Raw genomic sequence first — 25856 nt, forward strand, 5'->3', positions numbered from 1 at the left:
ACTCTCACCCCTGCCCTCTCCCGAAGGGAGAGGGATAATGGCTTACTCGTCTTCTAACAGGGCTTCGTATGCGGTGGCATCCAGCAGCGCAGCAACCTGCGATTCGTCGCTGGCTTTGATCTTGAAGATCCAGCCGCCTTCATACGGCTCGCTGTTGACCAGTTCCGGGGAGTCACTCAGCGCATCATTAACGGCAATGATTTCACCGCTTACCGGTGCGTAGATATCAGATGCCGCTTTAACGGACTCCGCGACAGCGCAGTCGTCGCCCGCGCTGACGGTCGCGCCCACTTCCGGCAGGTCAACAAACACCATGTCGCCCAGCAGCTCTTGCGCGTGCTCGGTGATCCCAACGGTATAAGAGCCGTCCGCCTCTTTGCGCAGCCACTCGTGTTCTTTGCTGTATTTCAGTTCTGCTGGCACATTGCTCATTGAAGTTCTCCTGATAAAAAAGATTAGGCGACCGGTTTACCGGCGCGAACAAAAATCGGTTTGGTCACGTGGACAGGCATTTCGCGGTTGCGGATCTGTACCACCGCCGTTTCGCCAATGCCGGCCGGCACGCGTGCCAGTGCAATACTGTAGCCCAGCGTGGGGGAGAAGGTACCGCTGGTGATCACGCCTTCACGCGGATTGCCGTCTGCATCGGTAAAACGTACCGGCAGCTCGCCGCGCAGCACGCCTTTTTCCTTCATCACCAGGCCAACCAGCTGATCAGTGCCCTTTTCGCGCTGCATCTCCAGCGCTTCACGGCCAATAAATTCGCGGTCAGCCGGTTCCCAGGCGATGGTCCAGCCCATGTTAGCGGCCAGCGGAGAGACGCTTTCGTCCATCTCCTGACCATAAAGGTTCATGCCCGCTTCCAGACGCAGCGTATCGCGCGCGCCCAGTCCTGCTGGCTTGACGCCCGCTTCAACCAGCGCACGCCAGAAGTCGGTGGCTTTTTCATTCGGCATGGCAATTTCATAGCCCGCTTCACCGGTATAGCCGGTGGTCGCGATAAACAGATCGCCTGCCTGCACGCCGAAGAACGGCTTCATGCCAGCGGTGGCCTGACGCTGCTCGTCGTTGAACAGCGTGGCGGCTTTCGCCTGCGCGTTCGGCCCCTGCACCGCGATCAGCGACAGATCATCACGTACGGTGATGTCGATGGCATACGGTTCGGCGTGTTGGGTAATCCAGGAGAGGTCTTTTTCGCGGGTGGCGGAGTTTACAACGAGGCGGAAGAAATCTTCAGTGAAATAGTAGACGATGAGGTCATCAATCACGCCGCCGGAGGCATTTAGCATGCCGGTGTAGAGCGCTTTACCTGGCGTCTTCAGTTTTGCGACGTCGTTTGCCAGCAGATAACGCAAAAACTCCCGGGTGCGGCTACCGCGCAGATCGACAATCGTCATGTGGGACACGTCGAACATACCGGCATCGGTGCGTACCGCGTGGTGCTCATCAATCTGTGAGCCGTAATGCAGCGGCATCATCCAGCCGTGAAAGTCCACCATACGTGCACCGCATAACACGTGTTGTTCGTACAAAGGAGTCTGTTGAGCCATCTTTTCCTCGTTGAAAAATTCACCGTGAATCCCGGTATCGGCCCCGTTCCCCGGCGCCGACGCAAACGTTCTCTTTTACCTGAACTTACCACCGAAACCGGCGATTAACCATAAGGTAAAACAGGTCATCACATTAGCTTATGACCAAAAAACGCTGAAAAGCCTACAGAGTTATTCACTGGTAAAATGCGATTCAACCCGCATAAAATTAACAACGATCTAACAAAATTTAGCACATGGTGATATTTCGTGCGGAAAAACGGGCCGAATTTCCGCAACACGAAAATAGCCAGATTAGATTATCTAATGCGAAAAATGACGTGAAATTAGAATATTTCAAACGAGCATATTTACCCGGCGCAGAGGCCGGGTAAATAAAGTGTGACGGGGGTCTAAATCAGCGTAGCCAGTCAGGCAGGTCGTTAAGACCCATCGCCTGGCGAAGAAGTTGAGGTTTTACGCCTGGAAGGGTGTCGGCCAGTTTGAGGCCGATGTCGCGCAGCAGTTTTTTCGCCGGGTTTGCCCCGGCAAACAGCTCGCGGAAGCCCTGCATGCCTGCCAGCATCACCGCCGCGCTGTGCTTGCGGCTGCGTTCGTAGCGACGCAGGTAGAGATGCTGGCCGATGTCTTTACCTTCGCGGTGCAGACGGCGCAGCTCATTCACCAACTCTGCCGCATCCATAAAGCCAAGGTTAACTCCCTGTCCGGCCAGCGGATGAATGGTATGCGCCGCGTCACCCACCAGCGCGAGACGGTGCGCCGCAAACTGGCGCGCGTAGCGACCGGTCAACGGGAATACCAGACGTTCGCTCTCAAGGGTGCACAGACCAAGACGGTTATCAAACGCCATGCACAGTGCCTGATTAAACGCCTCTGGCGTCGCCTCGCGCATCAGCTGTGCTTTTTCCGGCACCAGAGACCAGACGATCGAGCACAGGTGCGGATCGCTCAGCGGCAGAAACGCCAGAATGCCATCGTTATGGAAAATCTGGCGCGCAACGCCACCGTGCGGCTCTTCAGTACGGATCGTCGCGACCAGCGCATGATGACGATAGTCCCAGAAGGTCAGGGGAATATCCGCCTTGTTACGCAGCCAGGAGTTTGCACCATCCGCCCCCACCACCAGACGCGCGGTCAACATATCGCCGCTCTGCAGGGTGATAAACGCTTCGTTTTCCCCCCACGCCACCTGCTGGATTTGCGCGGGCGCGATCAGGGTGATATCGCTGCAGGATTGCGCTTTTTGCCATAACGCATGGTGAATGACGGCATTTTCGATGATATGACCCAGATGGCTATAGCCCATACTTTCATCATCAAACGCGATATGGCCAAAGCTGTCTTTGTCCCACACTTCCATCCCGTGATAGCAGCTGGCACGCTGCGCCACGATATCTGACCAGACGCCAAGGCGCGTCAGTAGTTTTTCGCTGGCGGCATTGATTGCCGAGACGCGCAGTTCCGGTGGCGCATCGTGCGCAACGGGCTGAGGCAGATTTTGCTCCAGCACGGCCACGCGCAGACCGCTACCCTGTAAACCACAGGCCAGCGCCAGCCCTACCATTCCGCCGCCCACAATGGCGACATCAACATTTTGCACGATGATAACTCCTTAACGCGCGACCCAACCAAGGGTCCGCTGCGCCAGCACGTCACGTGCCGGAATGAATAATTCCATCGCCATCAGCCCAAGGTTGCGGCCTGCAACCAGCGGTGCCCAGCGATTGGCAAACAGATGCACCAGGCCATCGGTGACGCCGATAGTCGCTTCTTTATCGGCCCGGCGTCGCTTCTGATAATGGCTGAGCACCGGATACGCGCCGCAATCTTTTTGCTCATGCCACGCCTGGGACAGAGTCTCTGCCAGGCTCATCACGTCGCGCAACCCAAGGTTGAAGCCTTGCCCGGCGATTGGATGCAACGTCTGCGCGGCATTGCCCACCAGCGCCACGCGATGGGAGATGGACTGAGATGCCGTGGTCAGCGACAGCGGGTAAACAGCGCGTTTTCCCGCATGGGTAATACGCCCCAGCCGCCAGCCAAAGGCTTTTTGCAGCTCGGTACAAAAACGTTCGTCGGACCAGGACTCAACGTTAGCCGCTTTATCCTGGGGATGACACCACACCAGCGAGGAGCGTCCGTTTGACATCGGCAGCATGGCCAGCGGGCCGTGCTGGGTGAAACGCTCAAACGCTCTGCCATTGTGTTCTCCCGCCGTGGAGACGTTAGCAATAACGGCGACCTGCCCGTAAGGCTGCGAGCGCCATTCCACGCCGCACTGGGTGCCAAGCGCAGAACGTGAACCATCGGCAGCGACCAGAAGCTGGCCATCGAGAACCGTGCCGTTTTCCAGCGTCACGCTGACCGCCTCTTCGCTACGGCTAAAGCTGGCGACGCGCGCCGGGCAATGCAGCGTCACGCCCGGGGCATCCTGCAATAAACGGAACAGACGCAGCCCGACGTCGTGAAGTTCGACCACCCTGCCTAACGCATCGATGCGGTAATCCTGGGCGTCCAGCGTCACAAACCCGGCATGGCCACGATCGCTGACGTGTACGGTGTTGATTGCCGTCGCACAATCCGCAATCGCCTGCCAGATGCCAATGCGCGCGAGCTGCTGGCATGTCCCCTGTGCCAGCGCAATGGCGCGGGCATCAAAACCGGGATGGTCGGACGCCTCTGGCGCCACGGCCTCCACCAGATGGACCGGGAGTTGCCCTTTCGTCAAATGCGAGATGGCCAGCGCCAGCGTAGCTCCCGTCATCCCCCCGCCAACGATAATCACGCTCATGGGCGTGCCGCTGCCATCAGCGCCTCAATGTCATCGGCGCTTTTCACCACGCCCGCGGTCAGGTTTTCGTTACCGGTTTCGGTGATGACAATGTCATCTTCGATGCGAATGCCAATTCCACGGTACGCTTCCGGCACGTCGGCATCCGGCGCAATGTAGAGCCCCGGTTCAACGGTCAGCACCATCCCCGGCTCCAGCACGCGAGAACGTTCTGCACCATACGCGCCCACATCATGCACATCCAGCCCCAGCCAGTGGCTCAGGCCGTGCATAAAGTAGGGGCGATGCGCATTTTCAGCAATCAGGGTATCCACATCACCGTTCAGGATCCCGAGCCTTACGAGGCCGGTAATCATGATGCGCACCACTTCGCCGGTCACTTCCTGGATGGAGGTACCGGGGCGATAGAGCGTCAGCGCCGTCTCAAGGGATTCAAGGACGATGTCATAAATCTCGCGCTGCGCGGGTGAGAACTTACCGTTCACCGGGAACGTACGGGTAATGTCGCCCGCATAGCCCAGGTATTCGCAACCCGCATCAATCAGTACCAGATCGCCGTCACGCAGCTCACTTTCGTTTTCGGTGTAGTGCAGAATACAGCCGTTTTCGCCGCCGCCGACAATGGTGTTGTAGGAGGGATAGCGGGCACCGTGGCGGTTAAATTCGTGGTGGATCTCGCCTTCCAGCTGATATTCAAACATGCCTGGACGGCACTTCTCCATCGCCCTTGTGTGTGCCAGCGCGCTGATTTCGCCTGCACGACGCATCACGTCCAGCTCTTCCTGCGATTTGAACAGGCGCATCTCGTGGACCACCGGACGCCAGTCCGTCAGCGTGGCCGGGGCAGAGAGATTCTGACGGGAGCCTTTACGCAGCTTGTCCAGCGCGGTAAAGACTATCTCATCGGCATACGCATACTCGCCCTGCGCGTGGTAAAGCACATCCAGGCCGTTCAGCAACTGATAGAGCTGCTGGTTGATTTCGCTGAACGCCAGTGCACGGTCCACACCCAGTTTTGCTGGCGCGGCCTCTTGCCCCAGACGTCGACAGAACCAGATCTCCGCCGTGAGATCCCGAACACGGTTGAAAATCACGCTGTGGTTGTGGGTGTCATTGCTCTTGATCAGCACCAGTACCGCCTCCGGTTCATTGAACCCGGTGAAGTACCAGAAATCGCTGTTCTGGCGATAGGGGTATTCACTGTCGGCGCTGCGCGTCACTTCGGGCGCGGCAAAAATCAGCGCTGCGCTTCCTGGCTGCATTTTTGCCAGCAGCGCCTGACGACGACGGGAATACTCTTGATTCGAGATAACCATGACACCCTCCTGTGCGTTATTTTTCTTAATGTAAGGTTGGCTTACGGACTTCCGGTGCGGTTGGCTTTGAGCGCGTAAAGTTGTCGTGGCACAGCAGTGCCGCCACGCGAACGTACTCGATGATCTCTTCGAGAGACATCTCCAGCTCTTCCTGATCTTCTTCTTCGTCGTAACCCAGTTGCGCGATGTTACGCAAATCGTCGATCGCTTCACCCGCTTCGCCGGTGACTTTATCAAGCTTAGGCTGCGTGACGCCCAGCCCCAGCAGATAGTGGTTTACCCAACCGGCCAGCGCATCGGCGCGATCGAACACGCTGACATCGTCGCCTTCAGGCAGATAAAGCTGAAAAAGGAAGCCATCGTCTTCCAGCGAATCGCTGATTGCCGAGTGCATTTTTCGCAGCGCTTCCGCCAGTTCATGACCAAACGCCAGCCCTTCGTTCGTAAGGTCGTGGATCAGCGGCTGCCATGAGCTGTCGCTGTTTCCGCCGCATAGCATGCCACTGATCAGACCGTGCATTTCGGCAGGGGTTAAACCCACACCCTGCTGGTTCAGTAACTGGTTTAAATCGTTGTAACCAGGCATTTCGTTCTGTATAGACATGAGCTTTCGTCATCAAAGGGAGGAATATTCATGATATGCTACCACTTTGGACCCTGGTGATACCAGAAAAGGGCTTGTATCTTCACATCAGGGTAGCTATAGTGTCGCCCCTTCGCAGCCCCCGGGGCAGTAAGCGAAGGCAGCGCAGTCAATCAGCAGGAAGGTGGCATGTCTGCACAACCCGTCGATCTCCAGATTTTTGGCCGTTCACTGCGAGTGAATTGTCCTCCTGAACAAAGGGATGCTTTGAATCAGGCTGCGGACGATTTGAATCAGCGGTTGCAAGATCTTAAAGAACGCACTAGAGTCACAAATACTGAGCAGCTGGTTTTTATCGCCGCGTTGAACATCAGCTATGAACTGACTCAGGAAAAAGCGAAGACCCGCGACTACGCGGCAAGCATGGAGCAGCGCATTAAAATGCTCCAGCAGACCATAGAACAGGCGTTGCTTGATCAAGGTCGCAATCCCGAAAGACCGGGACCAAAGTTTGAATAACACTTCTCAGTTGACTATGGTAGAGTAACTGTGAAGACAAAATTTCTCTGAGATGTTCGCAAGCGGGCCAGTCCCCTGAGCCGATATTTCATACCACAAGAATGTGGCGCTCCATGGTTGGTGAGCATGCTCGGTTCGTCCGAGAAGCCTTAAAACTATGACGACACATTCACCTTGAACCAAGGGTTCAAGGGTTACAGCCTGCGGCGGCATCTCGGAGATTCCCTCACTCTTCTTCTACCCACTACCATGACCCAATTCCCTGAAGTTTCTGCCTCACGCCAGGACATTCGTCAGTTAATTCGTCAACGTCGCCGGGCGTTAACCCCTGAACAGCAAACGCATTTTGCCCAACAGGCCGCCGCACGCATGATGGCGTATCCGCCGGTGGTGATGGCGCATACCGTCGCGCTGTTTCTCTCATTTGATGGTGAGCTGGATACGCAGCCGCTCATCGAGCAACTCTGGCGAGCCGGAAAGCGGGTTTACCTGCCTGTGCTGCATCCGTTTAGCGCCGGGAATCTGCTGTTTCTGCACTACCACCCGCACAGCGAACTGGTTGTGAATCGTCTGAAAATCACCGAGCCGAAGCTGGATGTACGCGACGTGCTGCCGCTGTCACAGCTGGACGTACTGATTACGCCGCTGGTGGCGTTTGATGAACAGGGCCAACGTTTAGGAATGGGCGGGGGCTTCTATGACAGGACGTTGCAAAACTGGCGGCAGTACGGGTTGCAGCCGGTGGGTTATGCGCATGATTGTCAGGCGGTAGAAGCTTTGCCGGTCGAGAAGTGGGATGTGCCGTTGCCGGCGGTGGTGACGCCATCGAAGTTGTGGGAATGGTAAAACAGGCGTGCAGCCTGATGCCCTCACCCCAGCCCTCTCCCACAGAGAGAGGGAGAAAACATAAAAAACGGTAACTCTCGTTACCGTTTTGCATTTACCTCACACCCTCAGTACAGCAGACGCGCGCGAATCGTCCCCGGAATGGCCTTCATGCTCTGCAGTGCTTTCTCGGCCACATCTTCATCTGCTTCGATATCAATCACCACGTAACCCATCTGCGAGTTCGTCTGCAGATACTGCGCGGCAATGTTGACGCTCTGCTCAGCAAAGATCTGGTTGATGGCGGTCAGCACGCCCGGACGGTTTTCGTGAATGTGCAGCAGACGACGACCACCGTGCAGCGGCAGCGACACTTCCGGGAAGTTAACGGCCGAGAGCGTTGAGCCGTTATCGGAGTATTTGCTCAGTTTACCCGCCACTTCCAGGCCGATGTTCTCCTGCGCTTCCTGAGTAGAACCACCGATGTGTGGCGTCAGGATCACGTTGTCGAACTCGCACAGCGGAGAGTTAAACGGATCGCTGTTGGTTGCAGGCTCCGTCGGGAAAACATCGATAGCCGCCCCCGCCAGATGCTTACGCTTCAGGGCATCGCACAGCGCGGGAATATCGACAACCGTACCGCGTGCGGCGTTGATCAGCAGTGAACCCGGCTTCATCAGCGCCAGCTCTTCCGCGCCCATCATGTTTTTGGTTGAGGCGTTTTCCGGCACATGCAGGCTCACCACGTCGCTCATGTTCAGCAGGTCAGAAAGATGTTGAACCTGAGTCGCGTTCCCCAGCGGCAGTTTGCTTTCGATGTCGTAGAAGTAAACATGCATGCCCAGGGATTCAGCCAGGATACCCAGTTGGGTACCAATGTGGCCGTAACCGATGATACCCAGTTTTTTACCGCGCGCTTCATAAGAGCCCGCGGCCAGTTTGTTCCACACGCCGCGGTGGGCTTTGGCGTTAGCTTCCGGAATACCGCGCAGCAGCAGCAACAGTTCGCCAATCACCAGCTCCGCCACGGAACGGGTGTTGGAGAACGGGGCGTTAAACACGGGAATACCGCGTTTGGCGGCAGCATTCAGGTCAACCTGGTTGGTACCGATGCAGAAACAGCCGATAGCCACCAGCTTTTCCGCCGCGGCAATAACGTCTTCAGTCAGATGAGTACGGGATCGCAGGCCGATGAAGTGGGCATCACGGATGGACGCTTTCAGCTCTTCAGTATCCAGCGCGCCTTTGTGAAATTCGATGTTGGTGTAACCTGCCGCGCGAAGGCTATCGAGTGCTTTTTGATGCACGCCTTCTACTAGCAGGAATTTAATCTTGTCTTTCTCCAGTGATACCTTTGCCATTTACCCGACCCTGTTTTTTTGTCTGAACTGATGTTGTGCTGGATTGAAATCCGCTTAGCCAACATATCAAAAAAAACTATTGCAGCAATATGAACGTTTGCGTCGGCACTCTGAAGAAAAGTCATACAGCGCAAAATAGCAGAGTAAAATGCTGTGGATATTTATGAATGCGGAAGGATCGGCAAGAGAGGGGCGAAAAACGTGACACAAGTCACCGAATTTAGCTTTTCAAATTTTTTTTAGCGGGGGGAGTGCTCCCCCCGTCAGATCATTTTACGATGGTTTTCACGCCATCAGCCGTGCCGATCAGCGCAACATCCGCACCACGGTTGGCAAATAACCCTACGGTGACAACGCCCGGGATGCCGTTGATGGCATTTTCAAGCGCAATCGCGTCGAGAATTTCCAGGCCATGCACGTCGAGGATCACGTTACCGTTATCGGTGACCACACCCTGACGGTATTCCGGACGGCCACCCAGTTTTACCAGCTCACGTGCCACGGCACTGCGCGCCATCGGGATCACTTCAACCGGCAGCGGGAATTTACCCAGAATATCGACCTGTTTGGATGCATCTGCGATACAGATGAATTTATCCGCGACAGAGGCGATGATCTTTTCACGCGTCAGCGCCGCACCGCCGCCTTTGATCATCTGCATATGCCCGTTGATTTCATCCGCGCCATCAACGTAGATCCCCAGACGGTCCACTTCGTTCAGATCGAAAACGGTAATGCCGAGGCTTTTCAGCTTTTCCGTGGAAGCATCGGAGCTCGAAACCGCGCCCTCGATCTGCCCCTTCATCGTGCCCAGCGCATCGATAAAGTGTGCCGCCGTCGACCCCGTACCCACACCGACGATAGTACCCGGTTGCACGTACTGGAGCGCGGCCCATCCTACTGCTTTTTTCAGTTCATCCTGCGTCATGATCGTTTTGCCTGTGGTATGAAAACTTAGGGCGCATTATAGAACACGTGAGGTGGAATTCGTCTGCCACAAAGGGAAAATTGTGTCATAGTGCAGATTAAGCAAAATTAAGGAGTAAGCCAGAGCAATGAAACGTCCGGACTACAGAACACTACAGGCACTTGATGCAGTTATTCGTGAACGCGGTTTTGAGCGCGCAGCGCAAAAGCTGTGTATTACTCAGTCCGCCGTATCACAGCGTATCAAACAGCTTGAAAACATGTTCGGGCAGCCACTGCTGGTGCGTACCGTGCCACCGCGTCCAACAGAGCAAGGACAAAAGCTCCTCGCCCTGCTGCGTCAGGTTGAACTGCTGGAAGACGAATGGCTGGGTGATGAACAAACGGGTTCTACGCCGTTGCTGCTGTCGCTGGCGGTGAACGCCGACAGTCTGGCAACCTGGCTGCTGCCCGCCCTCGCCCCGGTCCTGGCCGACTCCCCTATCCGCCTGAATCTGCAGGTTGAAGATGAAACCCGCACTCAGGAACGCCTGCGCCGTGGTGAAGTGGTTGGAGCGGTCAGTATCCAGCCTCAGGCGCTGCCAAGCTGTCTGGTGGATCAACTGGGTGCGCTGGATTACCTGTTTGTTGGTTCAAAAGCCTTTGCTGAACGTTACTTCCCCAATGGCGTCACCCGCGCCGCGCTGCTTAAGGCGCCTGCGGTGGCGTTCGACCATCTGGACGATATGCATCAGGCTTTCCTGCAACAAAACTTTGACCTGCCGCCGGGCAGCGTGCCGTGCCATATCGTGAACTCGTCCGAGGCCTTCGTGCAGCTTGCGCGTCAGGGAACCACCTGCTGCATGATCCCACACCTGCAAATTGAAAAAGAGTTGAAAAGCGGTGAGCTGATTGATTTGACGCCGGGGCTGTATCAGCGCCGGATGCTCTACTGGCACCGTTTTGCACCGGAAAGCCGCATGATGCGCAACGTCACCGACGCGCTGCTGGCTTACGGGCACAAGGTGTTGAGACAGGATTAATCGCTTGAATTCCCTCTCCCTGTGGGAGAGGGTTAGGGTGAGGGCAAATTACTGCGCCTTAGCCGCCTCAGTTTGCTGAGTTTGAGTCGGTTCCAGCTGGAACACCACATCCACCTGATCGTCGAATTGAATGGTCGGCTGCTCATAGGTTTCCTGAGCAGATACCGGTGCCGCATCGGCTTTCATCATCCGTACCATTGGGCTTGGCTGATAGTTAGAGACGTGGTAACGCACGCTATACACCGGGCCGAGTTTACTCTTAAAGCCAGCGGCCAGCTGCTGCGCCTGATGCATTGCATCATCAATTGCCGCTTTACGCGCTTCGTCTTTATATTTCTCCGGTTGCGCAACGCCCAGTGAGACGGAACGGATTTCGTTCAGACCTGCCTTCAGCGCGCCATCCAGCAGGGAGTTCAGCTTATCCAGCTGGCGGACGGTCACTTCAACGGTGCGCACGGCACGGTAACCTTTCAGGATACTTTTGCCGTTCTGGTAGTCGTAATCAGGCTGAGTACGCAGGTTCGCAGAGCTGATGTCTTTTTTGGCAACACCATTCTGCTCCAGGAAAGAGAGATATTGCGCAACACGATCGTCAGCCTGCTTCTTGGCGGAAGCGGCATCCTTCGCGGCTACGTTGACTTCAATTGCCAGCGTCGCAACATCCGGTACCGCATCCACGCTGGCGGTGCCGGAAGTGACGATGTGCGGACCATTTGGCAATTCATTCGCCTGAACAGACACCGCACCTAAACTTACTAATGCCGCCAGGGCCATCACGTTAAACTTCACTGTCATTCCTCCATGTTGCGAAGAGTGCCCCAACAACAGGGCGCATGCCAGCAAGCTTAGCGGGTCTTGCTCAGTTGTCCATAAGACAACGCTTAGTTGAGCAATCCCTGAACATGATGAATCCCCTCTTTTGCCAGCTGAAAGGCAATGACCCACATCACCACGCCCACCAGCGTGTTGATGATCCGCTGGGCTTTGGCGGTACGCAGACGGGGTGCCAGCCACGCAGCCAGAATCGCGAGGCCGAAGAACCAGAGGAAGGAGGCGCTCACCGTACCCAGCGCAAACCAGCGCTTCGGTTCAACCTCCAGTTGCCCACCCAGGCTACCCAGCACCACGAAGGTGTCGAGATAGACATGCGGATTAAGCCACGTTACCGCCAGCATGGTGACGATAATCTTCCAGCGTCCCTGCTTCATCACTTCGGCGCTCGCCAGCGCCAGGTTGCTGCTCATCGCCGTTTTCAGCGCGCCGAATCCGTACCACAGCAGGAAGGCGACCCCACCCCAGGTCACCAGCGCCAACAGCCAGGGGGACTGCATCAGCAGCGCGCTACCACCAAAAATCCCGGCACAGATCAGCAGCAAATCGCTTACCGCGCACAGCAGGGCAATCATCAGATGATACTGGCGGCGAATCCCCTGGTTCATCACAAACGCGTTTTGCGGACCAAGGGGAAGGATCATGGCTGCGCCTAACGCAAGCCCCTGAAAATAGTACGATAACATGACATCAATCTCGCAGAATGGTCTTTGGTGCAGACTATACTTTGAGAATAACATTAGAGGAAATTGATAATATTAATTGGGTATTAGCAGGTCTAATGAAGAAAAAGCCCGGTGTCGCCAGCGCTAACCGGGCCTATGGGAGACGTTATTCGACTTCTTTGACTTTTTTGACGTTTACGTCCATCTGCGGATACGGGAAGCTGATGCCGTTGGCGTCAAACTCACGTTTGATCCGCTCCAGCACATCCCAGTACACGTTTTGCAGATCGCTGCTTTTGCTCCAGATGCGCACCACGAAGTTAATAGAAGATGCCCCCAGTTCGTTCAGGCGGACGGTCTGCTCTTTATCTTTCAGAATGCGTTCGTCAGAGGCAATGATGTTAGCAATCAGCGATTTCACCTGATCGATATCAGAATCATACGCCACGCTGATAATTAACTCGTTACGGCGCACCGGCTCGCGGGAGAAGTTAATAATGTTGCCCGCAATGATTTTCCCGTTCGGAACCACAACGATACGGCCATCGACGGTACGCAGAGTGGTAGAGAAAATTTGTACCTGCAGCACGGTTCCGGCAATGCCGCCCAGATCAACATACTCACCGGAGCGGAACGGACGGAAGGTGACCAGCAGTACGCCTGCCGCCAGGTTCGAGAGCGAGCCCTGTAACGCCAGACCAATCGCCAGACCCGCGGCACCAAGCACGGCGATCACCGATGCCGTCTGCACGCCAACGCGCCCCAGTGCAGCAATCAACGTAAAGGCGATAATGCCATAGCGCACCAGCGCAGAGAGGAAGTCAGCCACCGTGGCGTCAATATGTCGCGCCACCATCACCCGGTTGACCGCGTTCGATACGATACGCGCCACAATCATCCCGACGATGATGATGGCAATCGCGGCAACGATGTTCACCGCATAACTCAGCAGCAGTGCCTGGTTGCGCACCAGCCAGTTGCCAGCGTTATTGATGCTGTCTACAACATCGAGTTGTTCCATTTATTCTTCCTTTTGTTAAACCAAAACACAAAATCCATCCCCCATGGAGACAGGCAGGTCAGTAAAGGGTAAACAAAAAGCGCAAGTTTTGCCAAACAGATCACAAATCCAGATGTTGCAGCATGTTGAAAACGCATAAAAAAAGGCCCGCATATGCGGGCCTTCTGGTGCTGTCAGACGTTCAGATTACAGAACGTCGATTGCGTTCAGCTCTTTGAATGCCTGTTCCAGACGGGTCACCATGGATGTCTGCGCTGCGCGCAACCATACGCGTGGATCGTAGTATTTCTTGTTCGGCTGGTCTTCGCCTTTCGGGTTGCCCAGCTGGCCCTGCAGGTAAGCTTCGTTTGCTTTGTAGTACTGCAGGATACCGTCCCAGGTTGCCCACTGGGTGTCGGTATCGATGTTCATTTTCACTACGCCGTAGCTTACGGAGTCTTTGATTTCCTGAGCAGAAGAACCGGAACCGCCGTGGAAGACGAAGTTCAGGCTGTTGTGCGGCAGGTTGTGTTTCTTGGACACGTATTCCTGAGAGTCACGCAGGATGGTTGGGGTCAGAACCACGTTACCTGGTTTGTAAACGCCGTGTACGTTACCGAAGGACGCTGCAATGGTGAAGCGTGGGCTGATTTTGCTCAGCTCGGTGTAAGCGTAATCAACGTCTTCTGGCTGAGTGTACAGAGCAGAAGCGTCCATGTGGCTGTTGTCCACGCCGTCTTCTTCACCGCCGGTGCAACCCAGTTCGATTTCCAGGGTCATGTCCATTTTGGCCATGCGCGCCAGGTACTTAGAGCAGATTTCGATGTTTTCGTGCAGTGACTCTTCAGACAGGTCGATCATGTGAGAAGAGAACAGTGGCTTACCGGTAGCCGCGAAGTGTTTTTCACCCGCGTCCAGCAGACCGTCGATCCACGGCAGCAGTTTCTTCGCGCAGTGGTCAGTGTGCAGGATAACTGGAACACCGTAGTGTTCAGCCATCTGATGTACGTGGTGCGCACCAGAGATAGCGCCCAGGATTGCAGCACCCTGAGGGATGTCAGTTTTCACACCTTTACCTGCGATGAACGCAGCACCGCCGTTAGAGAACTGTACGATAACCGGTGCTTTAACTTTTGCAGCGGTTTCCAGTACGGCGTTGATGGAGTCAGTACCCACGCAGTTAACTGCTGGCAGAGCAAAGTTGTTTTCTTTAGCTACCTGGAACACTTTCTGAACGTCATCACCAGTGATCACGCCAGGTTTTACGAAATCAAAAATTTTAGACATGTTGCTTAGTCCTGTATCTTCGGCCGTTAGAAAAGGTGCGAGCTCTTAAAGCGCGCTGAAAATTGGGCAGGTTTCCCTGCCCTTGAATGGCTTACTTCTTAGCGCGCTCTTCGAGCATTGCTACTGCTGGCAGAACTTTGCCTTCCACGAATTCGAGGAAGGCGCCGCCACCAGTGGAGATGTAGGAGATTTTGTCAGCAATACCGAACAGGTCGATTGCTGCCAGGGTGTCACCACCGCCTGCGATAGAGAACGCTTCGCTGTCTGCGATAGCGTTAGCAACAATTTCAGTCCCTTTACGGAAGTTCGGGAATTCGAACACGCCAACAGGACCGTTCCACAGGATAGTTTTTGCGTTTTTCAGGATTTCAGCCAGTTTCTGTGCAGAAACGTCGCCCAGGTCCAGAATCTGCTCTTCATCTTTGATGTCGTTTACAGATTTCAGGGTAGCAGTCGCCGTTTCGGAGAACTCAGTGGCAACGCGAACATCGGTTGGAACCGGGATATCACAGGTGCCCAGCAGGCGTTTGGCTTCGTCAACCAGGTCTGCTTCATACAGGGATTTACCAACGTTGTGGCCCTGAGCGGCAACGAAGGTGTTCGCGATACCACCGCCAACGATCAGCTGGTCAGCGATTTTAGACAGGGAATCCAGAACGGTCAGTTTGGTAGAAACTTTAGAACCACCCACGATAGCAACCATTGGACGAGCGGGCTCTTTCAGTGCTTTACCCAGCGCTTCCAGTTCGTCAGCCAGCAGAGGACCTGCGCACGCAACGTCTGCAAATTTACCGATACCGTGGGTAGACGCCTGCGCACGGTGCGCAGTACCGAAGGCATCCATCACGAATACGTCGCACAGTGCAGCGTATTTTTTGGAAAGTGCTTCGTCGTCTTTCTTCTCGCCTTTGTTGAAGCGAACGTTTTCCAGAACCACCAGTTCACCGGCAGCCACTTCCACGCCGTCCAGGTAATCTTTCACCAGGCGAACCGGGTTGGACAGTTTGTCTTTCAGGTAATTAACAACCGGCAGCAGAGAGAACTCTTCGTTGTACTCGCCTTCAGTTGGACGACCCAGGTGGGAGGTCACCATCACTTTCGCACCCTGCTTCAGAGCCAGTTCGATGGTTGGCAGAGATGCACGGATACGCGCGTCACTGGTCACTTTGCCATCTTTAACTGGCACGTTCAGATCCGCACGGATGAAAACGCGTTTACCAGCCAGATCCAGATCGGTCATCTTAATTACAGACATGGTGAATCCTCTCGTTGATTCTTAAAGTTTTGCAGACGCACGATGCGTCTTACCTGAAACCTTTGGCGGCCATTGCTAACGTGGTGTCGAGCATACGGTTAGCAAAGCCCCATTCGTTATCACACCAGACCAGCGTCTTGATAAGGTGTGCGCCACTGACGCGCGTTTGCGTGCCATCAACAATGGCGCTGTGCGGGTCGTGGTTAAAATCCACTGAGACCAACGGTAATTCCGTATAGTCAACTATACCATGAAATGCCCCCTGTGCCGCTTTTTGCAGCAACAGGTTGACTTCACAAGCTTTTACCGGTTTTTTTACCGTCACGCTGAGGTCAATTGCGGTGACGTTTATCGTCGGTACGCGCACGGCAATCGCTTCAAAACGGTCATTAAACTGCGGGAAAATTCGGGTGATCCCCGCAGCCAGTTTTGTGTCCACCGGGATGATTGACTGGCTCGCGGCACGCGTGCGTCGTAAATCCGGGTGGTAGGCGTCGATGACCTGTTGATCGTGCATGGCGGAGTGAATCGTAGTCACAGTACCGGATTCAATGCCATATGCATCGTCTAACAGTTTGATGACCGGAATAATGCAGTTGGTGGTGCAGGAGGCGTTGGAGACAATACGGTGTTCGGCTTGCAGCTCATGCTGATTGACGCCGAAAACGACCGTCGCGTCGAGGTCGTTACTGCCGGGGTGGGAGAACAGGACTTTTTTCGCGCCGGCGGTGAGATGCGCTTCGCCGTGTTCACGGTTGCCATATACGCCGGTACAGTCAAGCACCACATCCACACCCAGTTCACGCCACGGTAGCGCGGCAATACTGCGCTCATGCAGTACGCGGATCGTATCGTCACCGACAAACAGCTGATCCCTTTCCTGGCGCACGTCCCAGGCAAAGCGTCCGTGGCTGGTGTCGTATTTCAACAAATGCGCCATGCCCGCAGCATCCGCCAGTTCATTGATTGCCACCACGGTAATTTCCGCCCGACGCCCGGATTCATACAAAGCACGAACCACGTTGCGCCCGATGCGACCGAAGCCATTAATCGCTACGCGTACGGTCATAGATCTCCTGCAAAGCTATCCCTGAGTTCGAGGTGGCTGAAAGAGTAATCCAGCTACGCCCGAAGGGGAATCTTTGCTATCACAAACTGCGATTGATTGGTCAATTGTCGAACATTTAATCGACTGAAACGCTTCAGCAAGAATAAGCGAATCGGGGAATAAAAGGAATGTCTGTCCAGATGAATAAGCGAGCTATATGACTTGCGTCACATTTTGGATGGAATAATTTACAGAGCAGTTACATGTCTGAGGAATAGTGCCTACAAAAAAGCCGGGTGACGCTTACGCTTACCCGGCCTATATTTTGTGCCATATGTAGGCCCGGTAAGCGTAAGCTTCACCGGGCAAAACGGCAATTACAGCAGTTCTTTCGCCTTAGCGACCACGTTCTCAACGGTGAAGCCGAACTCTTCGAACAGCTGCTCTGCCGGAGCAGATTCACCGAAGGTGGTCATACCGACGATAGCGCCGTTCAGACCCACGTATTTGAACCAGTAGTCAGCGATACCCGCTTCAACCGCCACGCGTGCGGAAACGGCTTTAGGCAGTACGGATTCACGGTAAGCAGCATCCTGCTTGTCGAACGCATCGGTAGACGGCATGGAAACCACGCGCGCTTTAACGCCTTCGGCAGTCAGTTTGTCCCAGGCTGCAACAGCCAGCTCAACTTCAGAACCGGTTGCGATGAAGATCAGCTCTGGCTGACCCGCGCAATCCTTCAGCACGTAGCCACCGCGCGCGATGTTCGCCAGCTGCTCTTCGGTACGATCCTGCTGTGCCAGGTTCTGACGGGAGAGGATCAGCGCGGTTGGACCGTCCTGACGCTCAACGCCGTATTTCCATGCCACTGCAGATTCCACCTGGTCACATGGACGCCATGTGCTCATGTTCGGGGTGACACGCAGGGAAGCGACCTGCTCTACCGGCTGGTGAGTTGGACCATCTTCGCCCAGACCAATGGAGTCGTGGGTATAAACCATCACCTGACGCTGTTTCATCAGCGCAGCCATACGCACGGCGTTACGTGCATATTCCACGAACATCAGGAAGGTAGAGGTGTACGGCAGGAAACCACCGTGCAGGGAGATACCGTTCGCGATAGCGGTCATACCGAATTCACGTACACCATAATGGATGTAGTTACCGGCTGTATCTTCGTTGATTGGCTTAGAGCCAGACCACAGGGTCAGGTTAGACGGGGCCAGGTCAGCAGAGCCACCCAGGAATTCCGGAAGCAGCGGACCGAACGCTTCGATCGCATTCTGAGACGCTTTACGGCTGGCGATTTTAGATGGGTTCGCCTGCAGCTTAGCGATGAACTCGTTCGCTTTCGCGTCGAAGTCAGACGGCATTTCACCTTTCATACGACGGGTGAATTCAGCCGCTTCCTGTGGGAAGGCTTTAGCGTAAGCCGCGAACTTCTCGTTCCAGGCGGCTTCTTTCGCCTGACCCGCCTCTTTGGCATCCCACTGAGCATAAATATCAGATGGAATTTCGAAAGCAGGGTATTTCCAGCCCAGCGCTTCACGCGTCAGTGCGATTTCCGCGTCGCCCAGTGGCGCACCGTGAGAATCGTGGGTGCCCGCTTTGTTCGGTGAACCGAAACCGATGATGGTTTTACACATCAGCAGGGATGGTTTGTCCGTTACCGCACGCGCTTCTTCAATTGCACGTTTAATCGAGTCAGCATTATGACCATCAACACCACGCACAACGTGCCAGCCGTAGGCTTCGAAACGTGCCGCAGTGTCATCAGTGAACCAGCCTTCAACATGACCGTCGATGGAGATACCGTTGTCGTCATAGAACGCCACCAGTTTGCCCAGCTTCAGGGTACCTGCCAGAGAGCACACTTCATGAGAAATGCCTTCCATCATGCAACCGTCGCCCATGAACGCGTAGGTGAAGTGGTCAACGATGTCGTGGCCAGGACGGTTGAACTGTGCCGCCAGGGTCTTCTCAGCAATCGCCATACCCACCGCGTTCGCAATGCCCTGACCCAGTGGGCCAGTCGTGGTTTCAACACCCGCGGTGTAACCCACTTCCGGGTGACCTGGAGTTTTGGAATGCAGTTGACGGAAGTTTTTCAGCTCTTCGATTGGCAGATCGTAGCCAGTGAGGTGCAGCAGGCTATAGATCAGCATTGAGCCGTGGCCGTTAGACAGCACAAAACGGTCGCGGTCAGCCCATGCCGGGTTCTGCGGGTTGTGGTTCAGGAAATCACGCCACAGGACTTCGGCGATATCAGCCATACCCATAGGGGCCCCTGGGTGGCCGGATTTGGCTTTCTGTACTGCGTCCATGCTCAGCGCACGAATAGCATTAGCAAGCTCTTTACGTGAGGACATTTTAACTCCAGATCGGACTGTTAAAGGCCATGCCCTTGACGACAGCGCGTTTTGGGCTACGCCGGAAAAAAGTGCCAACAATGTAACCCAAGCGGCATGCCATGTACATGGAGCATTCTTTTGCCGCTTAAGAAATCTCTGGATCATGCTCGCATGTTGCGCAATCTGCTCGCCCGGGCCCGTCGATATTCCTTATACTTAGCCCGACCCCGGCTTCGCTGTCGGTGTACTTTTCGGATTTTATTCAGATTAACGAGTACGGAAGCAATCTCATGAAAATGCGTGCATTAGTGCTGGCCCTGGGTACAACGTTCCTGCTGAGCGGTTGTCAGAGTATGGATTCTAACGGCCTGATGTCCTCAGGCGCAGAAGCCTTTCAGGCCTATTCCCTGAGCGACGCGCAGGTTAAAGCGCTGAGCGACCAGGCCTGTAAAGATATGGATGGAAAGGCTACAATTGCCCCGGCCAACAGTCCCTACACGCAGCGTCTGAATAAAATTGCCTCTGCGCTTGGCGATAACATCAACGGTCAGCCGGTGAACTACAAAGTCTACGTCGCAAAAGACGTGAACGCCTTTGCCATGGCGAACGGCTGTATCCGCGTCTACAGCGGGTTAATGGACATGATGACCGATAACGAAGTGGAAGCGGTGATCGGCCATGAGATGGGCCACGTTGCCCTCGGCCACGTGAAGAAAGGGATGCAGGTCGCCTTAGGCACCAACGCCCTGCGCGCAGCGGCGGCCTCGGCGGGCGGTATTGTGGGCAGCCTGTCCCAGTCACAGCTTGGCGATGTGGGTGAAAAGCTGGTCAACTCGCAGTTCTCTCAGCGTCAGGAGTCCGAAGCGGATGACTACTCCTACGATCTGTTGCGCAAACGCGGTATTAATCCAGCAGGCTTAGCCACCAGTTTTGAAAAGCTGGCCAAACTGGAAGCCGGACGTCAAAGTTCCATGTTTGACGATCACCCGGCCTCAGAAGCGCGTGCACAACATATTCGCGACCGTATGGCCGCAGACGGAATTAAATAATTTTGGAAGGAGGCAAATTTGCCTCCTTTTTATTTCGCATGAATTGCTAACTTAACCGCACATATCGGTAACACCCACAGAAAGCCCGTAACACCTGCCCTTCACCATTGAAATGTCTGGTCACATAATTATTGCAATCGGTTACTTTTCGGGTAATTATCGAATCCGCAGTAATTCAAATTAATATATTAAGACAGAGACGTTCCCTCCGTGAAAAAAGAATTATCGTTAATTGCATTAGGCTTATTCGCCACATTCCCTGCCGTTGCGAGCCAACAATCAGACAGCCAGGGTTTTATTAATGACAGCCATTTAGATCTGTTTTTACGCAATGCGTATATCAGCCGTGATTATCACCAGGGCCAGCAGGATAAAGCAGAATGGGGCCAGGGTATCATCGCCACCTTTGAATCCGGCTATACCGAAGGAGTGGTTGGCTTTGGGGTGGACGGCATTGCGCAGTATGGTGTGCGTCTGGACGGCGGGCGCGGCAAGAGCGGCGCGGGCGGCATTGACTTCTTTAAACAGGAAGACGATGGACGCGCAAAATCCGATCTGGCGAAATTTGGCGCGACCGCCAAAATGCGCATCTCGAATACCGTACTCAGTTACGGTAATCAACGTCCCGAGCTGCCAATCATTACCGCCGACAGCTCACGCCTGCTGTTTGAAAGCTACACCGGCACCCTGCTGACCTCGAAAGAGATCGACGGTCTTGAAATCAACGCCGGTTACTTCACCGACGAGCAGCGTAAAAGTGACGATCGCCACGACAGCGGTCTGAAAAGCCTCACCTTCGGCGGCGCGAGCTACCAGTTCAATGACCAGTTCAGCGGCGCGCTGTACGCCTCCCATAACGAAGAGGTGATGAACAAGCAATATCTGGGCATGAATTTCAAACAGCCGTTCAGCTCCGGACAACAGCTGGTACTCGATTTTAACGGCTACAACTCACGTCTGGACCAGGGTTACGCTGACAGCCTCAATACGGGCCGCAGCAACACCATCTGGAGCCTGGCAGCGAGCTACATCTGGGATATCCATACCTTTAAAGTGGCGTACCAGCAGAGCAGCGGCAGCACCGGCTACAACTATGGTGGCTACCGTGACCAGGGCGGTGTAGGTGACGGCGGCAACACCATCTGGCTGGCGAACTCCTACTGGTCTGATTTTAACGGTGAAGACGAACGTTCATGGCAGGCGTCTTACGGGCTGGACTTTGGCGGTCTCGGCTTGCCAGGCCTGACCTGGACCACCGCCTACGTGCGTGGCGACAACATTAAAACCGCTGAAACCAGTAACGGCAAAGAGCATGAATGGTTTAACCAGATCCAGTATCAGGTGCAGGACGGCCCGGCGAAAGATCTGAAGCTGAAACTGCGCTATTCCGTACTGCGCGTCTCCAGCAACGCCAGCGACTATAACGTGGGCGGGGATGAGATCCGCGCTTACGTGGAATACCCGTTTAACGTGTTCTGAGTTTATCCCCTCACCCTAACCCTCTCCCAAAGGGAGAGGGAATATGATCACCCTCTTCCTTTGGGAGAGAGCCAGGGTGAGGGAAAAACAGCTAGTAAAGCGTCTTCTGCGGCGGCCCGGCAAACTTCAGCGCGCCAATTTGTCCCATCCGCACTTCCACTACCGACGGTCCCGGCATCGACAGCGCTTCCGTCATCACCGCATCAAAATCCTCTGCCCGCTCCATGCTCCATGCCTGCAGGCCAATCGCCTGTGACAGCAGGGTAAAGTCCGGCGTATGCAGTTCGTTGTAATACTGACGGCCACCGAAATACTTGTCCTGTATACCGCGCATGACGCCGTAGCCGCCGTCATTCATGATCAGCAACGTCACGTTGGCCTTCTCCTGCGCCAGCGTCGCCAGTTCGCCCAGATTCAGGCTCAGACCACCGTCCCCCACCAGCCCCACCACTTTACGCTGTGGGTTGGCAATCGCGGTGCCGATCGCCATCGGCAGGCCCATGCCAATTGCCCCGGCCAGAGAGTGGATATTCATCAGCGGCCCCCTGGCGCGGAACAGTCGGCTGCCCCAGAGGCTGCCGGAAACGGTAATATCGCGCACCAGCAGTCCATCTTCAGGTAGCGCTTTCTCTATGGCATCGTTGAGTTGCGCATAGGCGCCGCACTGTTCACGCAGCCCACGTTCGGCCTGTGTCACCGCCTCCTGAACCAGACCATCCCACTGAGCATTCCCCCATTCACGCCCCTGTGCTTTTTCAGCCAGCGCGTTCAGCAACGCGGAGCAGTCGGCTACCAGCGTGTTATCCATCAGATAGTTACGGCTGGCCGCCGCCGGGTCGATATCAATCTGCACCCGCGGAGAAGGCAGCTCGAGCGTCCATGAACGGGTCTCATTGCTGCGCAGACGTGAACCGGCGATCAGCGTAAAGTCACACTGCGAAATGAGCGCCTCGACCGATGGCGAGTTGTGGAACGCCCGCAGGCTGGCGCGATGGCTGTCCGGCAGCACGCCGCGCGCGTGAGTACTGGAGATCACGGTGATACCCGCATCCGCCAGCTTTTTCACCGCCTCAGCGCTGCCCAGCGCCCCGCCACCCAGCCACAGCAGCGGCTGTTTTGCCTGCTTGAGCTGCGCCCACAGCGTATCGATAACGGTCGCATCAACGCTCACACCCGGCGCCGGTTTCACCGGTGCGGTCACCAGCGACAGCGGAATTTTCGCCCCCTGAATATCAATCGGGATCTCCACGGAGACCGGCCCGCACGGCGGCGTCTGCGCGTCCTGAATAGCTTTATGCAGAATCGCTATCGCCTGACTGGCATTGCTGATGCGATACGCCCGTTTTGAGCTGGCCTTCAGGAAGGTCAGCTGGTCGCGGGTTTCATGGATAAATCCGGTGTCGGCATCCAGCCAGGCTTTTTCTACCTGCCCGGTTAAGTGCAGCAGCGGCGTGCAGGCGTTCATCGCTTCCACCAGCGCGCCTACGGCGTTACCCGCACCCGCGCCGGTGCTGGTCAGCGCCACGCCGAGGCCGGAAAAGCGCCCGTGGGCATCGGCCATGGTGACGGAACCGGCTTCACCGCGTGCCGGTACAAAGCGGATGTTACCGCGCTGTCCTACCGCATCCGCGATGGGCAGGTTGTGAATGGAGATGACGCCGTAGATGGCCTCTACCTGATACTGCTCCAGCGTTCTGGCGATGGCGTCGCCGACGGTTATCATTTCGCTCATTGCTCACCCTTTCTCAGTCGCACCAGTGGTTGACGCTGTTACCCGTCGCCAGATAAATGCTCTTTTGCTGCATCCAGGCTTTCAGCCCCTGAATGCCCTTTTCGCGGCCCAGACCGCTCTCTTTAAAGCCCCCGAATGGGGTCGAAATCGCAAACACTTTGTAGGTGTTGATCCACACCGTGCCCGCCTCAAGCTGCTCGCTTAAGCGCAGCGCGCGCCCGGTATCGCGCGTCCAGATCCCGGCGGCCAGGCCGTAAACCGAGTCGTTGGCCTCGCGGATAAGCGTGGCTTCATCGCGAAACGGCATCGCCACCAGCACCGGGCCGAAGATCTCCTCCTGGCAGGTGCGGGCGCTGTTGTTCAGCCCTTCGATAATCGTGGGCAGGAAGAAGCTGCCGTTTGCAAGATTAGGATCGGCCGGGATCTCCCCGCCGCACAGCACGCGGCCCCCTTCACGCTTCGCCAGCTCAACGTAAGCCAGCACGCTCTGACGATGGCTGGCGCTGATCAGCGGCCCAACGTGGGTACCCGGCGCGAACGGGTGTCCGACGCGCAGACCGCGGGTTAACTCCAGCAGCCGCGCCATCAGCGGCGCGTAAAGGCTCTCATGGATGAACAGCCGCGACCCCGCGATGCACGCCTGTCCCGCCGAGCTGAAAATGCCGTAGCAGATCCCGCGCGCGGCCTGCTCGATATCCGCATCCTCCAGCACGATAGTCGGCGATTTTCCGCCCAGTTCCAGCGATGCCGGGATCAGTTTTTCCGCCGCCACGTGCGCCAAGTGACGGCCCGTGGTGGTGCCGCCGGTAAAGGAAATTTTGCGTACCTTAGGGTGGCGTGCCAGCACATCGCCAATCACCGAGCCTTTGCCCGGCAGCACACTCAGCAGCCCGGCGGGCAGCCCGGCCTGTTCAAATATCCGCGCCAGCTCCAGCGCCATCAGCGGCGTGGCTTCGGCGGGCTTGAGGATCACCGCGTTACCCGCGGCAATAGCCGGCGCGACTTTCTGCATCTCGCTGGCAATCGGCGAGTTCCACGGCGTGATGGCCGCCACCACGCCGAGCGGCTCATAGCGGCTCAGGGTCAGTAAATCCGGCTGGCGCGGCGTCGGCAGTTCCCCTTCCAGCAGCTCGCAGGCGGCGGCGAAGTAGCGCGCCGTGCCCGCCGCGCTCATCACCAGCCCGCGCGCCTCCGCCAGCGGCTTGCCGTTATCGCGGCTCTGCATCTGCGCCAGATCGTCGACGCGGGATTCAATGAGCTCCGCCACCTTGTGCAGGATCTTAGCCCGTATATGCGGCAGACTGTGGCGCCAGGCGGGATCTCGCCACGCGCGCTCACCGGCCTCGATCGCGTCCTGCAGGTCGTCCAGACTTGCCGCATTCAACGTCGCGTTGATCGACCCGTCAGCCGGAAACTGGCTCTGCATCGGGTTGCCGCTGCCGTGTCGCCAGTGGCCGCCGATAAATATCTTCAGATCGTCCATCGTCACTCCTCAGCTCAGGGCCAGCTCGCGGCAGGCGCGTACCGCGCTGAGTGCCGCCAGGGTGGAGGTTTTCGGGTTAGAGGCAAGCGGCAGGCCGCTTAGCTCCAGATGGAATTCACCAAACGCGCCCTCCACGTGCAGCGTGTGGGTGTTACGTTTCGTTGACGGGTCGACCATCAGCTGTACGCGCGTGTCGTCCATTCCCACGCCGCCGAGCGCCACGGTGGCCGCCACGTTGGCGTTGGCCGGGAACAGACGCGCCGCCTCGCGGGCGCTGCCTTCAAAAAAGACCTGCGCAACAGCCACCGAATTCAGATCGATAAGCTGCTCGGCATAGCTGCCGCGCCAGCTGGCCGGGCTTTTACGCGACTGGTAGGTCACGCGCGCCAGCCCGCCCTCTTTCGCCGCCGCCAGCCCGTCAATGCCGGCCACCGCCCCGGAGAGCAGCGTCAGCCTGCCGCCCGCGTTGAGCAGGCGCTGTTCGAGCGCGCTGTCCGCCAGTGCGCCGGTCGAAATAACCGCCAGATGCCAGCCACGACGTAAAATGTCCTCGCCGTACTGCGCCACCGCCTGCTGGCTGGCGCACTCGAGCACCAGGTCGGGCGTTTGCGCGCATTGCAGCGGTGAGGTCAACGCCACTACCGCATCACCAAACTGCGCGTGAATCGCCGCATGATGGGCCTCGCGCGCCACAATCCAGCCGATAGCCACGCCAGCGGGCAGGCGCTCAATCACCGCCTGCGCCATGGCGCCAAAACCAATCAACATAACCTTTTTCATGA

Annotated in this window: 23 protein-coding genes and 1 other RNA gene; 6 read left to right on the forward strand and 18 right to left on the reverse strand. The window is 56.2% G+C overall.

All coding sequences use genetic code 11. The annotated features are described in order from the left end of the window. Positions 1-42: 42 nt before the first annotated feature. The 6 genes from gcvH to ACTJJI_RS22480 form a co-directional block, all read right to left on the reverse strand. Positions 43-432, reverse strand: a complete 390-nt coding sequence (gcvH, locus tag ACTJJI_RS22455) for a glycine cleavage system protein GcvH (RefSeq protein WP_013098622.1) — start codon at positions 430-432, stop codon at positions 43-45. 23 nt (positions 433-455) lie between these two features. Continuing rightward, complete coding sequence (gene gcvT / locus ACTJJI_RS22460) at positions 456-1550, reverse strand: glycine cleavage system aminomethyltransferase GcvT (RefSeq protein WP_368279216.1); 1095 nt, start codon at positions 1548-1550, stop codon at positions 456-458. Between the two features lie 397 nt (positions 1551-1947). After that, entirely contained in the window at positions 1948-3150 is a 1203-nt protein-coding gene (gene ubiI, locus ACTJJI_RS22465; protein ID WP_047361356.1) for an FAD-dependent 2-octaprenylphenol hydroxylase, read from the reverse strand. Positions 3151-3162: 12 nt separating this feature from the next. Next, on the reverse strand, positions 3163-4341 hold the full coding sequence (ubiH, locus tag ACTJJI_RS22470) for a 2-octaprenyl-6-methoxyphenyl hydroxylase (protein ID WP_194515871.1): 1179 nt from the start codon (positions 4339-4341) through the stop codon (positions 3163-3165). Beyond that, entirely contained in the window at positions 4338-5651 is a 1314-nt protein-coding gene (gene pepP / locus ACTJJI_RS22475) for a Xaa-Pro aminopeptidase (protein ID WP_440655710.1), read from the reverse strand. Before pepP ends, ubiH begins: the two co-directional genes overlap by 4 nt. 31 nt (positions 5652-5682) lie before the next feature. Next, complete coding sequence (locus ACTJJI_RS22480; protein WP_014833189.1) at positions 5683-6261, reverse strand: YecA/YgfB family protein; 579 nt, start codon at positions 6259-6261, stop codon at positions 5683-5685. A 168-nt stretch (positions 6262-6429) separates the two neighbouring features. Here ACTJJI_RS22480 and zapA point away from each other — a divergent pair, with 168 nt between their 5' ends. The 3 genes from zapA (at position 6430) to ACTJJI_RS22495 (ending at position 7605) form a co-directional block, all read left to right on the forward strand. Next, a complete protein-coding gene (gene zapA / locus ACTJJI_RS22485; RefSeq protein WP_006811891.1) occupies positions 6430-6759 on the forward strand; it encodes a cell division protein ZapA in 330 nt (109 codons plus the stop codon). A 41-nt stretch (positions 6760-6800) separates the two neighbouring features. Next, positions 6801-6984, forward strand: a non-coding RNA gene (gene ssrS / locus ACTJJI_RS22490) — 6S RNA. 24 nt (positions 6985-7008) lie between these two features. Further along, complete coding sequence (locus ACTJJI_RS22495; RefSeq protein WP_046889560.1) at positions 7009-7605, forward strand: 5-formyltetrahydrofolate cyclo-ligase; 597 nt, start codon at positions 7009-7011, stop codon at positions 7603-7605. A gap of 107 nt (positions 7606-7712) precedes the next feature. On the opposite strand, the gene serA is transcribed toward ACTJJI_RS22495, so the two are convergent. Both serA and rpiA read right to left on the reverse strand, forming a co-directional pair. Beyond that, the gene (gene serA / locus ACTJJI_RS22500; protein ID WP_013098629.1) at positions 7713-8945 is read right to left on the reverse strand and encodes a phosphoglycerate dehydrogenase; all 1233 of its coding nucleotides are present in this window, start codon (positions 8943-8945) and stop codon (positions 7713-7715) included. A gap of 268 nt (positions 8946-9213) precedes the next feature. Further along, positions 9214-9873, reverse strand: coding sequence for a ribose-5-phosphate isomerase RpiA (gene rpiA / locus ACTJJI_RS22505; RefSeq protein ID WP_013098630.1), 660 nt, complete (start codon positions 9871-9873; stop codon positions 9214-9216). Between the two features lie 127 nt (positions 9874-10000). Here rpiA and argP point away from each other — a divergent pair, with 127 nt between their 5' ends. Next, complete coding sequence (gene argP, locus ACTJJI_RS22510; RefSeq protein WP_008499727.1) at positions 10001-10894, forward strand: DNA-binding transcriptional regulator ArgP; 894 nt, start codon at positions 10001-10003, stop codon at positions 10892-10894. 48 nt (positions 10895-10942) lie between these two features. Here argP and ACTJJI_RS22515 read toward each other — a convergent pair whose 3' ends face one another. From ACTJJI_RS22515 to tkt, 7 genes are all read right to left on the reverse strand, one after another. Beyond that, a complete protein-coding gene (locus ACTJJI_RS22515; protein ID WP_014833191.1) occupies positions 10943-11683 on the reverse strand; it encodes an oxidative stress defense protein in 741 nt (246 codons plus the stop codon). A 92-nt stretch (positions 11684-11775) separates the two neighbouring features. Next, positions 11776-12411: an arginine exporter ArgO gene (argO, locus tag ACTJJI_RS22520; protein ID WP_063412847.1), complete on the reverse strand. Its 636-nt coding sequence runs from the start codon at positions 12409-12411 to the stop codon at positions 11776-11778. Between the two features lie 145 nt (positions 12412-12556). Further along, positions 12557-13411 (reverse strand): small-conductance mechanosensitive channel MscS, encoded by an 855-nt coding sequence (gene mscS, locus ACTJJI_RS22525; RefSeq protein WP_014833193.1) that lies wholly within the window; start codon positions 13409-13411, stop codon positions 12557-12559. A gap of 186 nt (positions 13412-13597) precedes the next feature. Further along, complete coding sequence (gene fbaA, locus ACTJJI_RS22530; RefSeq protein WP_008499731.1) at positions 13598-14677, reverse strand: class II fructose-bisphosphate aldolase; 1080 nt, start codon at positions 14675-14677, stop codon at positions 13598-13600. Positions 14678-14768: 91 nt separating this feature from the next. After that, positions 14769-15932, reverse strand: a complete 1164-nt coding sequence (gene pgk, locus ACTJJI_RS22535) for a phosphoglycerate kinase (RefSeq protein ID WP_014833194.1) — start codon at positions 15930-15932, stop codon at positions 14769-14771. Between the two features lie 49 nt (positions 15933-15981). Further along, a complete protein-coding gene (epd, locus tag ACTJJI_RS22540; RefSeq protein ID WP_014833195.1) occupies positions 15982-17001 on the reverse strand; it encodes an erythrose-4-phosphate dehydrogenase in 1020 nt (339 codons plus the stop codon). Between the two features lie 356 nt (positions 17002-17357). After that, the gene (gene tkt / locus ACTJJI_RS22545) at positions 17358-19349 is read right to left on the reverse strand and encodes a transketolase (protein WP_014833196.1); all 1992 of its coding nucleotides are present in this window, start codon (positions 19347-19349) and stop codon (positions 17358-17360) included. Between the two features lie 272 nt (positions 19350-19621). Between tkt and ACTJJI_RS22550 the strand changes: the two genes are divergently transcribed. After that, positions 19622-20380 (forward strand): M48 family metallopeptidase, encoded by a 759-nt coding sequence (locus ACTJJI_RS22550; RefSeq protein WP_046889557.1) that lies wholly within the window; start codon positions 19622-19624, stop codon positions 20378-20380. A gap of 210 nt (positions 20381-20590) precedes the next feature. Beyond that, positions 20591-21859: an OprD family outer membrane porin gene (locus tag ACTJJI_RS22555; protein WP_440655601.1), complete on the forward strand. Its 1269-nt coding sequence runs from the start codon at positions 20591-20593 to the stop codon at positions 21857-21859. 91 nt (positions 21860-21950) lie between these two features. Here ACTJJI_RS22555 and ACTJJI_RS22560 read toward each other — a convergent pair whose 3' ends face one another. From ACTJJI_RS22560 to ACTJJI_RS22570, 3 genes are read right to left on the reverse strand one after another with little or no spacing between them, the layout of a single operon-like run. Then, a complete protein-coding gene (locus ACTJJI_RS22560; RefSeq protein WP_440655603.1) occupies positions 21951-23591 on the reverse strand; it encodes a thiamine pyrophosphate-binding protein in 1641 nt (546 codons plus the stop codon). A 13-nt stretch (positions 23592-23604) separates the two neighbouring features. Further along, complete coding sequence (locus ACTJJI_RS22565; RefSeq protein ID WP_440655605.1) at positions 23605-25074, reverse strand: aldehyde dehydrogenase; 1470 nt, start codon at positions 25072-25074, stop codon at positions 23605-23607. A gap of 9 nt (positions 25075-25083) precedes the next feature. Then, positions 25084-25854 (reverse strand): aspartate dehydrogenase, encoded by a 771-nt coding sequence (locus ACTJJI_RS22570; RefSeq protein ID WP_046889554.1) that lies wholly within the window; start codon positions 25852-25854, stop codon positions 25084-25086. Positions 25855-25856 lie beyond the last annotated feature (2 nt).

The organism is Enterobacter sp. 22466 (assembly GCF_052044775.1).
GTDB lineage: Bacteria > Pseudomonadota > Gammaproteobacteria > Enterobacterales > Enterobacteriaceae > Enterobacter > Enterobacter dissolvens.

What these genes read in the sequence shown, in the direction of transcription:
- gcvH (WP_013098622.1), bottom strand. Translation starts at nt 432, where the DNA reads ATGAGCAATGTGCCAGCAGAACTGAAATACAGCAAAGAACACGAGTGG.
- gcvT (WP_368279216.1), bottom strand. Translation starts at nt 1,550, where the DNA reads ATGGCTCAACAGACTCCTTTGTACGAACAACACGTGTTATGCGGTGCA.
- ubiH (WP_194515871.1), bottom strand. Translation starts at nt 4,341, where the DNA reads ATGAGCGTGATTATCGTTGGCGGGGGGATGACGGGAGCTACGCTGGCG.
- ACTJJI_RS22480 (WP_014833189.1), bottom strand. Translation starts at nt 6,261, where the DNA reads ATGTCTATACAGAACGAAATGCCTGGTTACAACGATTTAAACCAGTTA.
- zapA (WP_006811891.1), top strand. Translation starts at nt 6,430, where the DNA reads ATGTCTGCACAACCCGTCGATCTCCAGATTTTTGGCCGTTCACTGCGA.
- ACTJJI_RS22495 (WP_046889560.1), top strand. Translation starts at nt 7,009, where the DNA reads ATGACCCAATTCCCTGAAGTTTCTGCCTCACGCCAGGACATTCGTCAG.
- serA (WP_013098629.1), bottom strand. Translation starts at nt 8,945, where the DNA reads ATGGCAAAGGTATCACTGGAGAAAGACAAGATTAAATTCCTGCTAGTA.
- rpiA (WP_013098630.1), bottom strand. Translation starts at nt 9,873, where the DNA reads ATGACGCAGGATGAACTGAAAAAAGCAGTAGGATGGGCCGCGCTCCAG.
- argP (WP_008499727.1), top strand. Translation starts at nt 10,001, where the DNA reads ATGAAACGTCCGGACTACAGAACACTACAGGCACTTGATGCAGTTATT.
- argO (WP_063412847.1), bottom strand. Translation starts at nt 12,411, where the DNA reads ATGTTATCGTACTATTTTCAGGGGCTTGCGTTAGGCGCAGCCATGATC.
- mscS (WP_014833193.1), bottom strand. Translation starts at nt 13,411, where the DNA reads ATGGAACAACTCGATGTTGTAGACAGCATCAATAACGCTGGCAACTGG.
- fbaA (WP_008499731.1), bottom strand. Translation starts at nt 14,677, where the DNA reads ATGTCTAAAATTTTTGATTTCGTAAAACCTGGCGTGATCACTGGTGAT.
- pgk (WP_014833194.1), bottom strand. Translation starts at nt 15,932, where the DNA reads ATGTCTGTAATTAAGATGACCGATCTGGATCTGGCTGGTAAACGCGTT.
- epd (WP_014833195.1), bottom strand. Translation starts at nt 17,001, where the DNA reads ATGACCGTACGCGTAGCGATTAATGGCTTCGGTCGCATCGGGCGCAAC.
- tkt (WP_014833196.1), bottom strand. Translation starts at nt 19,349, where the DNA reads ATGTCCTCACGTAAAGAGCTTGCTAATGCTATTCGTGCGCTGAGCATG.
- ACTJJI_RS22550 (WP_046889557.1), top strand. Translation starts at nt 19,622, where the DNA reads ATGAAAATGCGTGCATTAGTGCTGGCCCTGGGTACAACGTTCCTGCTG.
- ACTJJI_RS22560 (WP_440655603.1), bottom strand. Translation starts at nt 23,591, where the DNA reads ATGAGCGAAATGATAACCGTCGGCGACGCCATCGCCAGAACGCTGGAG.
- ACTJJI_RS22565 (WP_440655605.1), bottom strand. Translation starts at nt 25,074, where the DNA reads ATGGACGATCTGAAGATATTTATCGGCGGCCACTGGCGACACGGCAGC.
- ACTJJI_RS22570 (WP_046889554.1), bottom strand. Translation starts at nt 25,854, where the DNA reads ATGAAAAAGGTTATGTTGATTGGTTTTGGCGCCATGGCGCAGGCGGTG.